The organism is Hydrogenophaga pseudoflava (genome assembly GCF_031020795.1).
Lineage (GTDB): Bacteria > Pseudomonadota > Gammaproteobacteria > Burkholderiales > Burkholderiaceae_C > Hydrogenophaga > Hydrogenophaga pseudoflava_A.
In genome coordinates, this window is record NZ_JAVHJP010000009.1 from 64,791 (window position 1) to 80,888 (window position 16,098).

Sequence of the window (16,098 nt, forward strand, 5' to 3'; positions counted from 1 at the left end):
TCCTCAGCGCCGCAGCAGCCGCGCCAGGTAGCGCCCGGTGTGGCTGGCCTCGCAGGCGGCCACGGTTTCCGGCGTGCCTTGCACCACCACCGTGCCGCCGCCTGAGCCGCCTTCGGGGCCCATGTCGATCAGCCAGTCGGCGGTCTTGATCACGTCGAGGTTGTGTTCGATGACCACGATGGTGTTGCCCGCGTCGCGCAACTGGTGCAGCACCTTGAGCAGCAGCTCGATGTCGGCGAAGTGCAGGCCGGTGGTGGGTTCGTCGAGGATGTAGAGCGTGCGGCCGGTGTCGCGTTTGCTCAGTTCCTGTGCCAGCTTGACCCGCTGCGCCTCGCCGCCGGAGAGCGTGGTGGCGCTCTGGCCCAGGCGCACATAGGACAGGCCCACGTCCAGCAGGGTCTGCAGCTTGCGGTGCAGCGTGGGCACGGCGCTGAAGAAATCGGCCGCGTGCTCCACCGTCATGTCCAGGATCTGCGCGATGTTGCGGCCCTTGTACTGGACCTCCAGCGTCTCGCGGTTGTAGCGCTGGCCGTGGCAGACCTCGCAGGGCACGTAGACGTCGGGCAGGAAGTGCATCTCCACCTTGACCACCCCGTCGCCCTGGCAGGCCTCGCAGCGGCCACCGGCCACGTTGAAGCTGAAGCGCCCCGGCCCATAGCCGCGTTCGCGCGCCGTCGGCACCTCCGCCATCAGCTCGCGGATGCCGGTGAACAGGCCGGTGTAGGTGGCCGGGTTGCTGCGCGGCGTGCGGCCGATGGGGCTCTGGTCGACGTTGATGACCTTGTCGAAGTGCTCGATGCCTTCGACGGCCTCGTGCTCGGCCGGCTCGTCGTGCGAGCGGTACAGCGTGCGCGCCACCGCGGCGTAGAGGGTGTCGTTGACGAGCGTGGATTTGCCCGAGCCGGAGACACCGGTGACGCAGGTCAGCAGGCCCACCGGGAAGGCCACGCTCACGTCCTTGAGGTTGTGGCCCCTGGCGCCGCGCACGCGGATTTCCTGCAGCTCGCCCAGCGTGGCCTCGTGGGCGGCCTGCCGTTCGGCGCGGCGCTCGGCCGCCGGGCTCATGGGGAATTTCGACTTGACCGGCGCGGCCTTCACCTCGGGCTTGATGACCGGCAGCCAGGGTGTGCGCCGCGCGGGCACGGCGATCTCTTTCACGCCGCTCAGGTACTGGCCGGTGAGCGAGTTCGGGTCGGCCATCACCGCGGCCGGCGTGCCCTGCGACATCACCCGCCCGCCATGCACACCGGCACCGGGGCCGATGTCGATCACGTGGTCGGCGGTGCGGATCATGTCCTCGTCGTGCTCCACCACCAGCACGGTGTTGCCCAGGTCGCGCAGGTGCTGCAGCGTGCCGATCAAGCGGTCGTTGTCGCGCTGGTGCAGGCCGATGCTGGGCTCGTCCAGCACATACATCACGCCCGACAGGCCCGAGCCGATCTGGCTCGCCAGCCGGATACGCTGCGCCTCGCCACCGCTGAGCGTGTCGGCGCTGCGGTCCAGGCTCAGGTAGTTCAGGCCCACGTCGTTGAGGAATTTCAGGCGCTGGCGGATCTCGTTCACCACCCGCGCAGCGATGTCGGCCTTGGCCCCCTGCAATTCGAGCCTGTGGAAGTAGTGCAGCGCCTCGCCCAGCGTGATGTGACTGACCTTGTAGATCGGCTGGCGCTGTTCGCCTTCGCCGACGAAGACGTGCCGCGCTTCCTTGCGCAGTCGCGTGCCGCCGCATTCGGGGCACGGCTGCGTGCTGCGGTAGCGCGCGAGCTCCTCGCGCACCGCCACGCTGTCGGTTTCGCGGTAGCGGCGCTCGAAGTTGCGGATGATGCCTTCGAAGGGGTGCTTCTTCGCGATCTTCTTGCCCGCACGCTCGCCCGACTCCAGCGCGTAGCTGAACCTGATTTCTTCTTCGCCCGAGCCGTAGAGCAGCACCTGCTGCACCTTTTGCGGCAGGCTTTCCCATGGCGCCTCGGCGTCGAAGCCGTAGTGCGCCGCCAGGCTCTCGATCATCGCGAAGTAGTAGCCGTTGCGCCGGTCCCAGCCCTTGATGGCGCCGCTGGCCAGGCTCAGCGAAGGGAAGGCGACCACGCGCTCGGCGTCGAACACCTCGGTGCTGCCGATACCGTCGCAGGCCGGGCACGCGCCCATGGGCGAGTTGAACGAGAACAGGCGCGGCTCCAGCTCGCCCACGGTGTGGGTGCAGGCCGGACAGGCGAACTTGGCCGAAAACGCCTGTTCGGCGCCGGTGTCCATGTCCACCGTCAGCGCGCGGCCCTCGGCGAGGCGCAGCGCGGCCTCAAAGCTCTCGGCCAGTCGCTGTCGCTGGGGATTGGTCCCCTCTTCGGCGGCCGAGCGCACCTTGATGCGGTCGATCACCACGTCGATGTTGTGCTTCTCGGTCTTTTTCAGCGCCGGCAGGGCTTCGGCCTCGACCACCTCGCCGTTGAGCCGGAAGCGCACATAACCCTGGGCCTGCATCTCGGCGAACAGCTCGGTGAACTCGCCCTTCTTCTCGCGCGCCACCGGTGCCAGGATCATGAGCTTCGTGCCCTCCGGCAGGGCCAGCACCGTGTCCACCATCTGCGCCACGCTCTGCGACGCCAGCGGCAGGTCGTGGTCGGGGCAGTAGGGCGTGCCGGCGCGGGCGTACAGGAGGCGCAGGTAATCGTGGATCTCGGTCACCGTGCCCACGGTGGAACGCGGGTTGTGGCTGGTGGCCTTCTGCTCGATGGCGATCGCGGGCGACAGGCCCTCGATCAGGTCCACGTCGGGCTTGTCCATCAGCTGCAGGAACTGGCGCGCGTAGGCGCTGAGGCTCTCCACGTAGCGGCGCTGGCCTTCGGCGTACAGCGTGTCGAAGGCCAGGCTGGACTTGCCCGAACCCGACAGCCCCGTGATGACCACCAGCGACTGTTTGGGGATGTCCAGGTCGATGTTCTTGAGGTTGTGGGTGCGCGCGCCGCGGACCGACAGGGTGGTGGCGGTGGGGTGGGCGGCGGGAAGGGGGGGCTTGGAGTCCACGGGCAGGGCGTCAAAAGGGCAACCCAGCATGATAAGCCGCCCCCACGCTCCACCGCTAGTGCGGGTCGCTGCCCCCCGAGGGGGCGCGATTCGGCTTGGGGCGGCCCGGCGCCGAATCCTGTTCGCTGCCATGCCCGACAATCACGCCTTTGCCCCGATCGCCCATCCCGCCGTGTCCCCGACCCCCGCCACCCCGGATTCGACAGACCCCCACCGCATGACGCCCGCCGAGCGCCGCGCCAGCGCCTCGCTGGCCCTGGTGTTCGCGCTGCGCATGCTCGGCCTGTTCATCGTGCTGCCGGTGTTCGCGCTGGAAGCCGCGCGCCTGCCTGGGGGAGACGACCCGGCCCGTGTGGGTTTCGCCATGGGCCTGTACGGCCTGACGCAGGCGTTTCTTCAGATCCCGTTCGGCATCGCCTCCGACCGCTTCGGCCGCAAGCGCACCATCGTGACCGGCCTGCTGCTGTTCGCGGCGGGCAGCGCCATCGCCGCCTGGGCGCCCGACCTCACCTGGCTGGCCATCGGCCGGGCGGTGCAGGGCGCGGGCGCCATCTCGGCGGCGGTCACGGCGTTCCTGGCCGACGTCACGCGCGACGCCGTGCGCACCAAGGCCATGGCCATGGTGGGCGCCAGCATCGCCCTCATGTTCGCGCTCTCGCTGGTCCTCGCGCCGCTGCTGGCCGGCTGGGTCGGCCTGTCGGGCATCTTCCTCATGACCTGCGCGCTGGCCCTGCTGGGCATCGCCGTCGTGCTGTGGGTGGCGCCGCCCGAACCGCTGGTGCACAAGCCGTCCGACATGCAGCAGGTGCGCGGCGGCCTGGCCGAGGTACTGCGCCACCCCGGCCTGCTGCGCCTGAACCTGGGCGTGTTCGTGCTGCACGCGGTGCAGCTGGCCATGTGGATGGCGCTACCGGCGCTGCTGGTGGCGGCCGGGTTGCCGAAGGCGGAGCACTGGCAGGTCTACCTGCCGGCGGTGGCGGCCTCGCTGCTGGTCATGGGCGGGGTGCTGTTTCCCATGGAGCGCAAGGGCCGGCTGCGCGCGGCTTTCCTGATCTCCATCGGCCTGATCCTGGTGGTGCAGGTCGGCCTGTGGGCTGTGGCCGGTGCGGCGCCGGGCCTGTGGACCCTGGGCGGCCTGCTGTTCGTGTTCTTCATCGGCTTCAACATGATGGAAGCCAGCCAGCCCAGCCTGGTGTCCAGGCTGGCCCCGGCCCATGCGCGTGGCGCGGCGCTGGGCGTCTACAACACCCTGCAGTCGGTCGGCTTCTTTGTCGGCGGGGCGGTGGGGGGCTGGCTGGCCCGTGCCCACGGCCCGCAGGGCCTGTTCGCCGCCTGTGCGGTGGCGACGCTGGTCTGGTTCGTGGTGGCCTGGCCGATGCAGGCGCCCGCCGTCGCACCCAAAAAGTAACTCATGCCAGGCCCGTTTCCCGGCGCGCGTGCCTGATCCAGGGCACCCGTGGAACCGGCTGGGCCGGGCCACAGGGTGCTACTTCAGTCTTTCTGCCATGGTCGTGGCCATGGACGAATAGAGCGGCCGGCTGATCATGCGCGAGATGCCGCTGGCCAGCAGCGCACAGGTGATCAGGCTGAGCACCATGCTGTGACCGTCGGTCATCTCCATCACGATGATCATGGCGGTGATCGGGGTCTGGGTGACGCCGGCCAGAAACCCGCACATGCCCAGCGCGATCAGGGCCGCGGTGTGAGGCGAGTTGAACAGCCACGCCACGTCCGCACCCAGGCCGGCGCCGATCGACAGCGCGGGGCCGAACATGCCCGCGGGCACGCCGGCCCAGGACGAGATCCAGGAGGCCAGGAACTTCAGCCCGGTGAAGACCAGCGGGGTCTGCCCTTCGGTGCTGCCGGCGGCCAGCAGCGCGTGGGTGTGCTGGTGGCCCATGCCGGCCGTTTCGCCGTTGGTGACCACCGCGATCACCGCCACCACGAAGCCGCAGGCCGCCGCGAAGGCCACCGGCCGCTTGCGGCGGTAGGCGCAGAAGCGGTCGGGCAGACCGGTGAAGGAGGCCAGCAGCAGGCGCGACATGAGGCCACCCAGCAGACCGGCGAACACCGACACCACCAGAGCCGGTCCGATCAGGTTCCACCAGGTCAGGTCCTCCGCCTTCACCCGCCCGAAGTAGGAGAGGCTGCCGAAGGCCGATACGGAGACCAGGCCGCCGACCACGATGGCCGCGAGCATCAGGCCGCTGCTGCGGTCCTGCAGCTTGCGCGAGAGCTCCTCGATCGCGAACACGATGCCGCCCAGCGGCGTGTTGAACGCCGCGGCCAGGCCGACCGCGCCGCCGGCCACCAGCAGTTCGCGGGTGCTGATGCCGCTGTTCGGCGACAGCCAGCGCCGGGCGGCCAGCATCACGCCGGCCCCGATCTGCACCGACGGCCCCTGGCGGCCGACCGACAGCCCGGCCAGCAGGCTGGCGGACACGCCGAGGATCTTGAACAGCGACAGCCGCAGTGAGGCGAAGCGGCCACGGTCTGCCAGCGGCGTGTCGGGTGCCAGAGCCACCAGCACCTGCGGCACACCAGAGCCGGAGGCGCCCGGGGCCCAGCGCCGCACGGCCCAGACGATCAGCGCCGTGAGGGCCGGCGTCCAGACCAGCGGCGCCCACCAGAACACCTCGCGTCCGGATTTGTAGAGGCCGAAGGTGGCATCGGACAGCAGGGTGAAGCCCACGATGGACAGGCCGGCCAGCACCGCGAACACCATCACGATGACGCGGTCCATCCATTGCCGGCCGTCGGCGAATTCCGCACGCAGGTTCTGCAGGAAGTCCGGCTCTCGTCTCATTGCGCCCGAGTGTAGAGGCCGTCCGCCCGTTCCACGCTGCGCCAGACAGCGCATTGGTCGACCGATGGGATTGCGGCACAATGGTCGACCGACCGGCGGCCGGTCCTCCCGCGCCGCCCCCCATTTCTCAGGGCACATCTCATGGCATCCGTCAACAAAGTCATCCTCGTCGGCAATTGCGGCCGCGACCCCGAAATCCGTTACCTGCCTTCGGGCCAGGCCGTGGCCAATGTGAGCGTGGCCACCTCCAGCCGCCGCAAGGACCGCAACAGCGGCGAGACCATTGAAGACACCCAGTGGCACCGCGTCACCTTCTACGACCGCCTGGCCGAGATCGCCGGCGAATACGTCAAGAAGGGCCGCCCGATCTACGTCGAAGGCCGCCTGAAGTACGGCACCTACACCGACAAGGCCACCGGCGTTGAAAAGAACACGGTGGACATCATCGCCACCGAACTGCAGCTGCTCGGCGGCCGCGAAGGCATGGGCGGTGGTGACGAGGGCGGTGGTGGCGGTGGCTACAGCCGCCCGGCCGCCGCACCGCGCCAAGCCCCCGCCGCCCGTCCGGCACCGGCACCCGCGCCGGCCTCCGCCCGTCCGGCCAGCGGCTTCGACGACATGGACGACGACATCCCGTTCTGAATCCCTGACACCACGCCCCTGCGGCGTGGTCTTGAAACCCGCCCGGTGCGAGCCTGGCGGGTTTTCTTTTTTTGCGCCACTCTGGCGGCCTGTTCCGTCTACCGTGACAGCCCGTTGCGGGCAAAGCCTCGGCACAATCGGTCTGATGAATCCGACCCCCCTGCTGCCCGCCAACGACCCGCAGCGCGAGCTGCTGCACAACGAGGTGCATGCCCGGCCGCCGGCCCGCATCCGGCTGCCGGCGCTCGTGACCTACGTGGCCCTGACCAACGGGGATGTCTCACGCGAACAGGAGTGCGAGCACCTGCGGCGCCTGCCCGGTCAGGAGGGCCTGTCGGTCGAGCAGCTCAAGGCCAGCTTCCTGCGCCTGCGCCTGCCGGGCTACACGCTCAAGTGGGAGCGCCACACCGAGTTCACCCGCTATTCCATCGTGCAGCCGCTGCCCGCGGGTGCGGGCCTGGGCGCGACCGATCCCGACCTGCTGGGCGCGCTGGCGACGCCGCCGGGCTGGCTGGCCGGCCTGCCGGGGCGGACCATCGCAGCGATCCACCTCGTGATGGTCGAGGGCGCGATCAGCTCGCCCCACGACACCCTGGCGCAGGCGCGCCACTGGCTGGGCGACCACACGGTGGTCGCCTCGCTCATGGGCAACCGGGGCCACTCGGTCGCGGTGACCGACTTCTGGCTGCGCCCCGACGGCTTCGAGCGCGTGCTGGTGATCGGCCCGCCCGGCACCTCCGAGACGCGCGCCGGGCGCATTGCCGCGCGCCTGCTGGAGCTGGAGACCTACCGCCTGATGGCGCTGCGCGGCCTGCCCGCGGCCAAGGCGCTGGGGCCGCTGCTCTCGCACAGCGAAGGCGCGCTGGCCGACATCACGGCGCAGCTGGAGAACAAGAGCAACACCGACCAGGCCCTGCTGGACACGCTGATCGGCCTGGCCGCTGGCGTCGAGCGCGCGACCGCCGAGCACAGCTACCGCTTCTCGGCCACGCGCGCCTACGACACCCTGGTGCGCGAGCGCATCGCCGAGCTGCGCGAGCAGCCGATCCACGGCACCCGCACGCTGGGCGAGTTCATGCAGCGGCGCATGTCGCCGGCCATGGCGACGGTGCAGTCGACCGCGCAGCGCCTGGCCTCGCTGTCCGACCGCGTGACGCGCACCAGTGCCCTGCTGCGCACGCGGGTGGACATCGCCACCGAAGAGCAGAACCAGCAGCTGCTGGCCAAGCTGACCAAAGGGCAGGAACTGCAGCTGCGCCTGCAGAGCACGGTGGAAGGCCTGTCTATCGCGGCCATCTCGTACTACGTGATCAGCCTGATCCTCTACCTGGGCAAGGCCGGCAAGGAGATGGGCCTGCCGGTCAAGCCGGAGCTGCTGGCCGGCGCGGCGATTCCGCTGGTGCTGTGGTCGGTCTGGTGGACGACGAAGAAGATCCACGAGAAGCTGCACGCGGAGCACTGACGACCCCCGCCCCGCGCACCTCGATGCGCACGCGGTCCAGCACCTCGCCGCGGGCGTTGACCAGCTCGATCCGGTGCCGGCCCGGCCAGGGCATCCACTGCAGTTCCTGGCCCCGTCCGAGCGGTTGGCCGTTGAGGCGCCAGCGCACGTGGCCCGCCTCGGCCTTGAGCGTCAGGCGCTGGTGCCTGGGCGGGATGTCGGGGTCGAGGGCGAGGATGGTGCCGGTGGTGGGGCTGAGGATGCGCGGACGTTGTTCCGGCGCGCCGCTGTCGCTGTCGGTGCCGAGCGCAAACAGCGGCTGCTCGGTGCCGGCGATGAACCACTCGCGTCGGGACGGTTCCAGCTGCTGGCCGAAACGCACGGCCTGCGCCACCACGCCGGCCGGTGGGGAGGGCGCGCGGCTGGGCTGGCGTTCGTGCAGCCAGCGCATCAGGCCGGCCCAGACCGGCGCTGCGCCCGTGGTGCCGCTGACCTCGCCCATGGGCGCGCCGCTGGCGTTGCCGACCCAGACGCCCACCGTGTAGCGCTGCGACCAGCCCACGGCCCAGTTGTCGCGCATGTCCTTGCTCGTGCCGGTCTTGACCGCGGTCCAGACGCGCGTGGCCAGCAGGCTGTCGGTGCCGAAGGTGGCGGCGCGGGCGTTGGCGTCCGACAGGATGTCGCCCACGATGAAGGCCGCGCCGGGGTTGAGCACCGGCTCGCTGCGCACCGCGCCGCGCGGGCCGGCCAGCAGGGGCGCGACCGGGCTGTGACGGCCCTGGTTGGCCAACGTGCGGTAGGCGTTGGCCAGCGAGAGCAGGCCAACCTCGGGGCTGCCCAGCGCGAGGCCGAGGCCGTAGTAGTCGCCGCTTTCGCGCAGCGGCAGGCCCAGGCGCAGCAGCTGGGCCGCGAAGTCTTCGGGCGAGACCATGGCCAGAGTGCGCACGGCCGGGATGTTCAGCGACGAGGCCAGGGCCGTGCGCACAGACACCCAGCCGCGGAAGTTCCGGTCGTAGTTCTGCGGGATGTACAGGCCGGCGGCGGTCGGGATGTGGGTGGGCGCATCCTCGATCAGCGAGGCCGCGCTCAGGCGTTTCTCCGCGATGGCCTGCGCGTAGAGGAAGGGCTTGAGCGTGGAGCCGGGCTGGCGCAGCGCGGTCACACCGTCGACCTCGGCCGCCTGGCTCAACAGGCCCGACGACCCGACCCAGGCCAGCACCTCGCCGCTGGCATTGTCCAGCACCACCACCGCACCGTCTTCCACGCGCCGGCCCTGCAGCGAGCGCAATTGCCGCTGCAGCAGGGTCTGGGCCTCGCGCTGCAGCGGCGCCCAGAGCGTGGTGCGGACCTGCGGCGGCACCGCGCGGCCGCCGGCCTGCTGGCGCCACTCGGCCAGCGCGCGGCGCGCCGCATGGGGTGCATCGCCCTCGCTGGCAGCCCAGCGCCGCTCGCGCAGCACGCTGCCGGTCAGCAGCCGCACCGACAGGCAGTCGGCCTGGGCGCCCTGTGCGCGTGCCATCGCCTGCTGGACCTCGCAGGCGCGGGCGGCCACGCGCTCGGGCGTCGCATTGGGTGCGCGCACCAGGGCGGCCGTGATCGCGGCCTCGTCGTTGTTCAGGCCGTGCGGCGCCTTGGCAAACAGGCTGCGCGAGAGCGCGTCGATGCCGACCAGCTCGCCGCGAAACGGCACGCGGTTGAGGTAGGCCTCCAGGATCTGGTCCTTGCGCCAGCGCGTCTCCAGCCCTTTCGCCCAGACCGCCTGGCCGGCTTTCTGCGTCCAGCGGCGGCCCTCGGCGCCGGCCTTGAGGTCGCCCTCCAGCAGGCCGGCCAGCTGCATGGTGAGGGTGGAGGCGCCGCGCGTGCGCGTGTTCCAGAGGTTGCCCCAGGCGGCGGCTGCGACAGCCTGCCAGTCGACCCCGCTGTGTTCGTAGAAGCGCCGGTCCTCGCTGTAGACCAGGGCGCTGCGCAGCGCGGGCGAGACCTGGGGCAGCGCCACCCAGGCGCCCTGGCGCACCGTCGGATCGGTGCGCAGGCGCTGCAGCAGCTCGCCGTGGCGGTCGATGAACCGGGTCTCGGACGTGGGGTGCGCGGCCTTGACCTCGGCGAAGCCGGGCAGGGCCGCCGCCGGCAGCGCGATGCCGCCGGCCAGCACCCCCACCAGCAGCGCCCGGCGCTTCACTTCGCCTCCACCTTCACCGGCGCATTGGGCAGCTCGCCGAAGACCTCGGGCGCGTACATCGCCTCGATGCGTGTGGGCGGCAGCGCGAACTGGCCCACATTGTTCAGCCGCACCGTGTACTCGGTCTTGAAGCGGCCGGCCGGCAGGTGGTCGTAGTAGCTGCGGAAGGCCTCGAAACTGCGCTCTTCGAACACCGGCCAGCCGCTGCCCGAGCGCTTCTCGCCTGCGGTGGCGATGGCCGAGTCGCGGCCCAGGCCGCTGCCCAGCAAGGTCGCGCCGCCCGGGATCGGGTCGCTGAGCACGACCCAGGTCATGTCCGTGCTGGCGTTGACCTCGATGGTGACGCGCAGCACGTCGCCTTTGCTGTAGCGCCCGGCCACGGCCTGCTCGACCGGGGTGATGGTCTTGGTCACCGTGTAGCCGGCCGAGACCGGCGCCTTCAGCGGCGTGGCCGCCAGCGCCTGCAGCGTGACCCAGGGCTTGCCGCTGCCCTGGTGCTGCACCACCAGCGACGCGGCGCCGTCCTTGGGCCAGGCGAGGGTCGCGCTGTTGTGGCGCCACGGCCCGGTCGGCCCGTTGGGGTCGGCCTTGGTGGGGCCGACGGTGGCGAAGCCCGCGGCCACGGGGGCCTTGGGGTCGGCGCGGGTGACCTTGCTCCAGTCGACCGCGGCGCTGGCGGCGCCCAGCGTGGCGCGGGTGCTGCCGGTCACCGGCACAGCCTCGAAGCGGGCCGAGAACTTCTGCAGCGCCAGGCCGCCCCAGAGGTTGGCGGTGGTGGTCTGCCAGGTGCCGCGCTGCTGGCGGCCGATGAAGCCGCTGGCGAGGCGGCCCATGTCGTCCTTCCAGGCCGGGTCGTCCATGACGGCCAGCAGCAGGCGCGCGGTGTTGACGTCGCCGTTCTGCATCAGCCACCACCACTGGTCGTCGGCCTCGGTGCTGAAGACCAGCTTGCTGCCCTGGTACGACAGCCGCGCGCGCAGGATCTGGTTCGCTTCGGCCAGCCTCTCGTCCCGCTTCGGGATGTCGCTCACGCGGCGCAGCACATGGAGCCAGTCGATCACGGCGTGGGTGGGCCACTGGTTGGGCGCGATCTCGATGCTCTGCAGCAGGCGCGGATTCGCCCGGCCGTGGCGCGAGAGCGCTTCCACCGCGGCGAGCTTGCGCAGGTCCAGGTCCTGGCGCGGGCTCCAGACGCTGCGTTCGATCTTGCCGGTGACGAAGTTCTCCAGCCCGCGCAGCATGGCCGCGCGTGATGCGTCGGGCAGGGCCCAGGCCGGGTCGAGCGACGCCGCCTCGTGCGTGGCCGCGAGCAGGTGGGCGGTCAGGGTGTCGCTGCCCGCGGGGCGGTCGCCGTCGCGCGGCGGGAAGTAGTTCGCCAGGCCGTCGCTGTCGAGGTAGGTCGGCAACTGCGCCAGCACGGTCTGCCAGAGCCTGGGATCGCGCAGGCCGATGGCCTTGGAGGTTTTCTGTTCCAGGCAGGCAAACGGGTAGTTCACGAACCACTCGCGCACCGCCGGCAGGCCCTCGGTCAGCGTGGGTTGCAGGCTCATGCGGACGCCGCCGCGCAGCGTGCCCTGGGCGTCGGTCAGGGCGTCCGCCGGGGCGGCCACCGGCACCGTCAGCGGTCCGTCGATCTGCGCCAGCGTGGCCTGCCGCACGGTCAGCGGCACGGCCGGCAGCACGCGCTGGCTGAGCTTGACCGCGTCGCGCGCCTGGCCGTTCTGGTCCTGCGCCGTCACCTCCCACAGCAGCGCCTCGAAGCGGCCCAGGCCCAGCGGCACTGGGGCGGTCACGTCCCAGCTCACCTCGCGGGTTTCACCGGCGGGAATCTCGACCGTCTGCGCCGGCGTCTCGACCAGGGTCGCGCGTGCGCTGACGTTGACCTTCATTGGCTGCGCCGTCGTGTTGCGCAGGCTGAACTGCGCCATGAAGCGGTCGCCCTCGCGCACCAGCGGCGGCAGGCCGCTGATGATCTGCAGGTCCTGGGTGGCGCGGAACTTGGTCTGGCCGCTGCCGAACAGGCCCGGGCCCGAGTCGGCCACGGCGACCACCTGGAAGCTGCTGATCGCGTCGTTCAGCGGCACGCTCACCGTGGCGCGGCCCTGGGCATCCAGCACCACCGACGGCTTCCACAGCAGCAGGGTGTCGAACAGTTCGCGCGTCGGGCTGTGGCCGCCACCACCGCCGGCCGAGATCGCCTTGCGGCCGTAGTGGCGCCGGCCGATGATCTCCATCTGCGCGGTCGCCGTCTCGACGCTCCAGTTCCGCCGCTGCCATAGGCCGGCCAGCAGGTCCCAGGTCGGGTTGGGGCCGAGTTCGAGCAGGGCCTGGTCGACGACGGCGAGCGCCACCTCGGCGTTGGCCGCGGGCTGCCCGTTGGGCAGCTTGGCCAGGATCGTGACCTGCGCCTGGCCGCGCACCGGGTAGGCCTCGCGGTCGGTGCTCACGCTGACCTGGATCTCGTGGGCGGCGGTGCCGACCTTGAGTTCTGCCACGCCCAGCCGGTAGGCCGGCTTGCTCAGGTCGACCATCGCGGTCGGCGCCACGTATTCCTTGCCCTCGTACCAGAACGCCGTCCACCACTCGCGCGGCGCCTGGTAGCCCCAGGTGAAGAAGCTGTACCAGGGCACCTCGCGCAGCCGACCGCGCAGGGCCATGACGCTCACGTACACGTTCGGCCCCCAGCCGGGCTCCACCTGGAGGTCGATGGTCGGGTCTTCGCCGTTGAGTTGGACCACGCGCGTGTCGATGATGCCTTCGCGCTCGATGCTGACCAGCGCGGTCGCGAAGCGGAACGGCATGCGCACCTGCAGCCGCGCGGTTTCGCCGGGCTCGTAACGCTTCTTCTCGGGCACCACGTCCATGCGGTCGTGGTCCTCGCCGCCGAACCAGAGTTCACCCTGGCGCGTGACGTAGACCGAGGCGGCGCTCTGGTGCGTGTGGCCCTCGCTGTCTTTGGCGAACACGGTCAGTTCGACCTCGCCCGCGTCGTCGAGTTTCGCTTCGCACAGCAGCAGGCCGCGCGCATCGCTCTGGCCCGAGCAGATGCTGCCCAGGTCTTTCGACTCGGTCTTGTTGTCGTAGGTGTAGAAGCCGCCGACCATGCGCTTGCGTGTGGTGGTCGTGGTCTTGACCGAAGCGCGCACCTCCAGCGCCACATTGGCCGCCGGCTTGCCCTCCAGCGTGAGCGCCAGCGCCTGGAAACGCGCCTGCTGGCGGGTCGAGACCCAGCCTTCGGTCCTGATGCCGGCGACCACGGCGGCGGGCCAGAGCGTGGTGACGTGGCGCAGGGTCTGGGTCTCGCCGTTGGGGTCGGCGTAGCTGGCCTCGATCAGCAGCTGCTGCGGCGATGTCACCGCCGGCAGGTCCTTGAGGTCGGTGCGGCCGCGGCCGTTCCTGTCCAGCGTCAGCGGCAGCTTGTCCGCCACCAGCTTCTGCGCCGCGTCGGCGCCGTCTTCACCCTCGTCGGGACTGCCCTGCGCGCGGCCGGCCGCGCGCGGCGGCTCGAAGCTGAAACCCTCGTAGCCGGGGAACGACAGCGACTTGCGGCGCATCAGCGCCGAGACCTGGGTCGCGAGGTGGCCCGCGCCGCCACCCGAGAGGTAGCTCACCTGCAGGTCCACCGGCGTGCTGATGGCCGCCACCAGGGGCTTCTTGTCGTTGGCGCTGAGCTGGCCCTGCAACACCGGCAGGCGGAATTCCTCGACGCGGAACTGCGCGCTGTCCAGGATCTCGGTGCCCTGGCGGCCCAGCGACTGCGCAAGCTGCACCGTGTAGACGCCCAGCCGCGCCGAGGGCGGAATGGCGAATTCGCTGGTGGCGCTCAGGCCGCCGGTCGGTGTCTTGCGCCAGGCCACGGGCTGGCGGAACTCCTGGCCGCTGCCCTGGTGGGTGATGATGAGTTCGCCGCTTTTCAGGTCGGGCACGTGGAAGCCCTTCATGTCCTCGGTGCGCAGGAAGTGCTTCATCGACAGCGTTTCGCCCGCGCGCAGCAGGGCGCGATCCAGCACGGTGTGGGCGCGCTGCGTGGCGCTGGCGAGGTCGCCGGTGGGCAGGTCGAAGCGCCAGGCCTCGATGCCGCGGTTCCAGTCGCTCCAGGTGAAGGCCAGGTCGTCCACGCCGTCGGCCGACTTCGCGCGCGCGCTGACGAACCAGGCGCCGCCGTAGTCGCCGTCCTCGGCCTCGCCGTTCTGGCACACCGGCGCACGGCCCGGGATGCCGTCGAGCTTCACCACGCCCTGCGCATCGGTCTGGCCTTTGGCGACCGGCTTGCCGCGACAGTCGGAGACCTGCACCGCCGCGCCCGCCACCGGCTTTCCCTTGTCGAGCGTCGTCACCCAGGCCAGCGCGTTCTCGCGCCCGAGCTTGAAGTGCACGCCCAGGTTGGTCACCAGGGCCGAGCTGCGCACGTACATCGTGCGGCCCTCGCCATGGCGCTCGTCCAGCAGCGAGCGGCCCAGTCGCGGCGAGGCAATCTCGACCACGTGGAAACCCGGCTGCAGCGGAATGCCCACCACCTCCATCGGGCGCGGGTCGCCCGCCGCCGCCCGGGGCAGGCCCAGCGGCTTCACGCCTTGCAGGCCCTGCAGCAGGCCGAGCATGCGCGACTCGACCCAGTCCCCGTTGTCCTTGTCGATCACCTTGGGCAGCGGCGTCTTCGCCCATTGGGCCGCCAGCTGGCGTTCGACCGAGCCTTCGTGGAAGGTGGCGACCCGCTGGTACCAGGCAATGATCTCCGCGTCGGTGGACAGCCTGAGGTCGCTGACCTGGCTGCCGCTCACGCTCAGGCCCAGCGCTTTGAGCTCGGGCTCGACGTTGCGCACCGTGATCGGCAGCAGCGCCGCGCCGCCGGGTTCGGCCAGACGCTCGACCACGCCAAAGGGCGCGGCCGCGAACTTCACCAGCGGTGGCATCAGGCCGGTCGACACCTTGAGCGGGAACTGGTTCGCGTTGGCGGGCGCGCGGCCCGAGGCGTCGACCAGGCCCTGGGGCAGCTCGACCGTGTAGCTGGCCTTCTCGGTCAGCGTGGGCGCGAAGTCCACGCCGTCGACCGCGTCGTCGCCCTGCGCGCCGTCTTCCAGCTTGGGTTGCAGCGCCTCGCCGCCTGCCGCAGGCCGCAGCCGGATCTCCAGCGCCTGCTGCGCCGTGACCGGCGCGTTGAAGCGCAGCGACATGCCGCGCAGTGGCAGGCAGGGCGACTGCGCGTTCTCGCGCTCGCAGCTGAACGTCACCCTGAACGGTTCGCGTACGGCGAAGTTCAGGCGCTGGTCCTGCCGGGTCGCGACACCGCCCGGCGTGGCCACGCCCTTGCCCAGCACCAGCTTCACCTTGGCGGCGGGCGTGAGCTGGCGCTGGCAGGCCAGGGCCACCACCTGGTCGGCGGGGATGTCCTGGCGGTTCCAGCCGCGCGCCTGCACCAGCTGCTCGCGCTCGGCGCCGGTGATCAGCTTCACCGCAATGCGCTCGCCCAGTCCGTCCATACCGCACCAGGCGTGCGCCTGCACGCTCTCGGGCGACACCGCGCCGTTGAAGCGCAGCAGAAAGTACTGGCCTTCTTCGATGGTCTGGCCGTCGGATGGCGCGCTCTGGCGCACCACGGGGCCGCCGGTCTCGAAGGCGAAGCGCTGCGGGCCGGACAGCGGCTGGCCACCCAGCGCCGCGAAGCCCGGCGCCACCTGCAGCGTGCACTTCACGCCCGGCGGCAGCATCTGCTGGAAGTCGTACACCCAGCGGCGCTCGTTGACCCAGCGGCCGGTGCCCGCCGAGGCCTGGGGCTCGTTGCAACTGAGCTGCAGCGGCGCCGCCGCGTTCGGGTTGCCGAAGGCCACCGCGGGCGCGTCGAAATTCGCCACCACCTGCCGCACCCGGGACACCTCCCCCTGCGGGCTCAGGCCGGTGATCTGCACCGCCCACGCACCGCCGGCCGCCGCCAGACCCAGACCCACCAGCGCACCACGCACACGGAACACCATGCTGCCACCCCGACCCTTGTTGGAATGGGTGGGAGCCTAA

The 16,098-nt window shown here is 71.1% G+C and carries 7 protein-coding genes; 3 read left to right on the plus strand and 4 right to left on the minus strand.

What is annotated here, in order from left to right; genetic code table 11:
* Positions 1-3: 3 nt before the first annotated feature.
* On the minus strand, positions 4-3,048 hold the full coding sequence (gene uvrA, locus RCO38_RS22435) for an excinuclease ABC subunit UvrA (RefSeq protein WP_308330712.1): 3,045 nt from the start codon (positions 3,046-3,048) through the stop codon (positions 4-6).
* Positions 3,049-3,235: 187 nt separating this feature from the next.
* Here uvrA and RCO38_RS22440 point away from each other — a divergent pair, with 187 nt between their 5' ends.
* Complete coding sequence (locus RCO38_RS22440; protein WP_308330863.1) at positions 3,236-4,426, plus strand: MFS transporter; 1,191 nt, start codon at positions 3,236-3,238, stop codon at positions 4,424-4,426.
* A gap of 78 nt (positions 4,427-4,504) precedes the next feature.
* Here RCO38_RS22440 and RCO38_RS22445 read toward each other — a convergent pair whose 3' ends face one another.
* A complete protein-coding gene (locus RCO38_RS22445) occupies positions 4,505-5,824 on the minus strand; it encodes a chloride channel protein (RefSeq protein ID WP_308330713.1) in 1,320 nt (439 codons plus the stop codon).
* Positions 5,825-5,965: 141 nt separating this feature from the next.
* Between RCO38_RS22445 and ssb the strand changes: the two genes are divergently transcribed.
* Positions 5,966-6,466 (plus strand): single-stranded DNA-binding protein, encoded by a 501-nt coding sequence (gene ssb, locus RCO38_RS22450; RefSeq protein ID WP_308330714.1) that lies wholly within the window; start codon positions 5,966-5,968, stop codon positions 6,464-6,466.
* Positions 6,467-6,611: 145 nt separating this feature from the next.
* A complete protein-coding gene (locus RCO38_RS22455; RefSeq protein ID WP_308330715.1) occupies positions 6,612-7,928 on the plus strand; it encodes a DUF3422 family protein in 1,317 nt (438 codons plus the stop codon).
* On the opposite strand, the gene pbpC is transcribed toward RCO38_RS22455, so the two are convergent.
* Together pbpC and RCO38_RS22465 are read right to left on the minus strand one after the other, a co-directional pair.
* On the minus strand, positions 7,828-10,086 hold the full coding sequence (pbpC, locus tag RCO38_RS22460) for a penicillin-binding protein 1C (protein ID WP_308330717.1): 2,259 nt from the start codon (positions 10,084-10,086) through the stop codon (positions 7,828-7,830). The genes RCO38_RS22455 and pbpC overlap by 101 nt on opposite strands.
* Positions 10,083-16,058 carry an alpha-2-macroglobulin family protein gene (locus tag RCO38_RS22465; RefSeq protein ID WP_308330718.1) on the minus strand — a complete coding sequence of 1,992 codons (5,976 nt, stop codon included), beginning with the start codon at positions 16,056-16,058 and terminating at the stop codon, positions 10,083-10,085. Before RCO38_RS22465 ends, pbpC begins: the two co-directional genes overlap by 4 nt.
* Positions 16,059-16,098 lie beyond the last annotated feature (40 nt).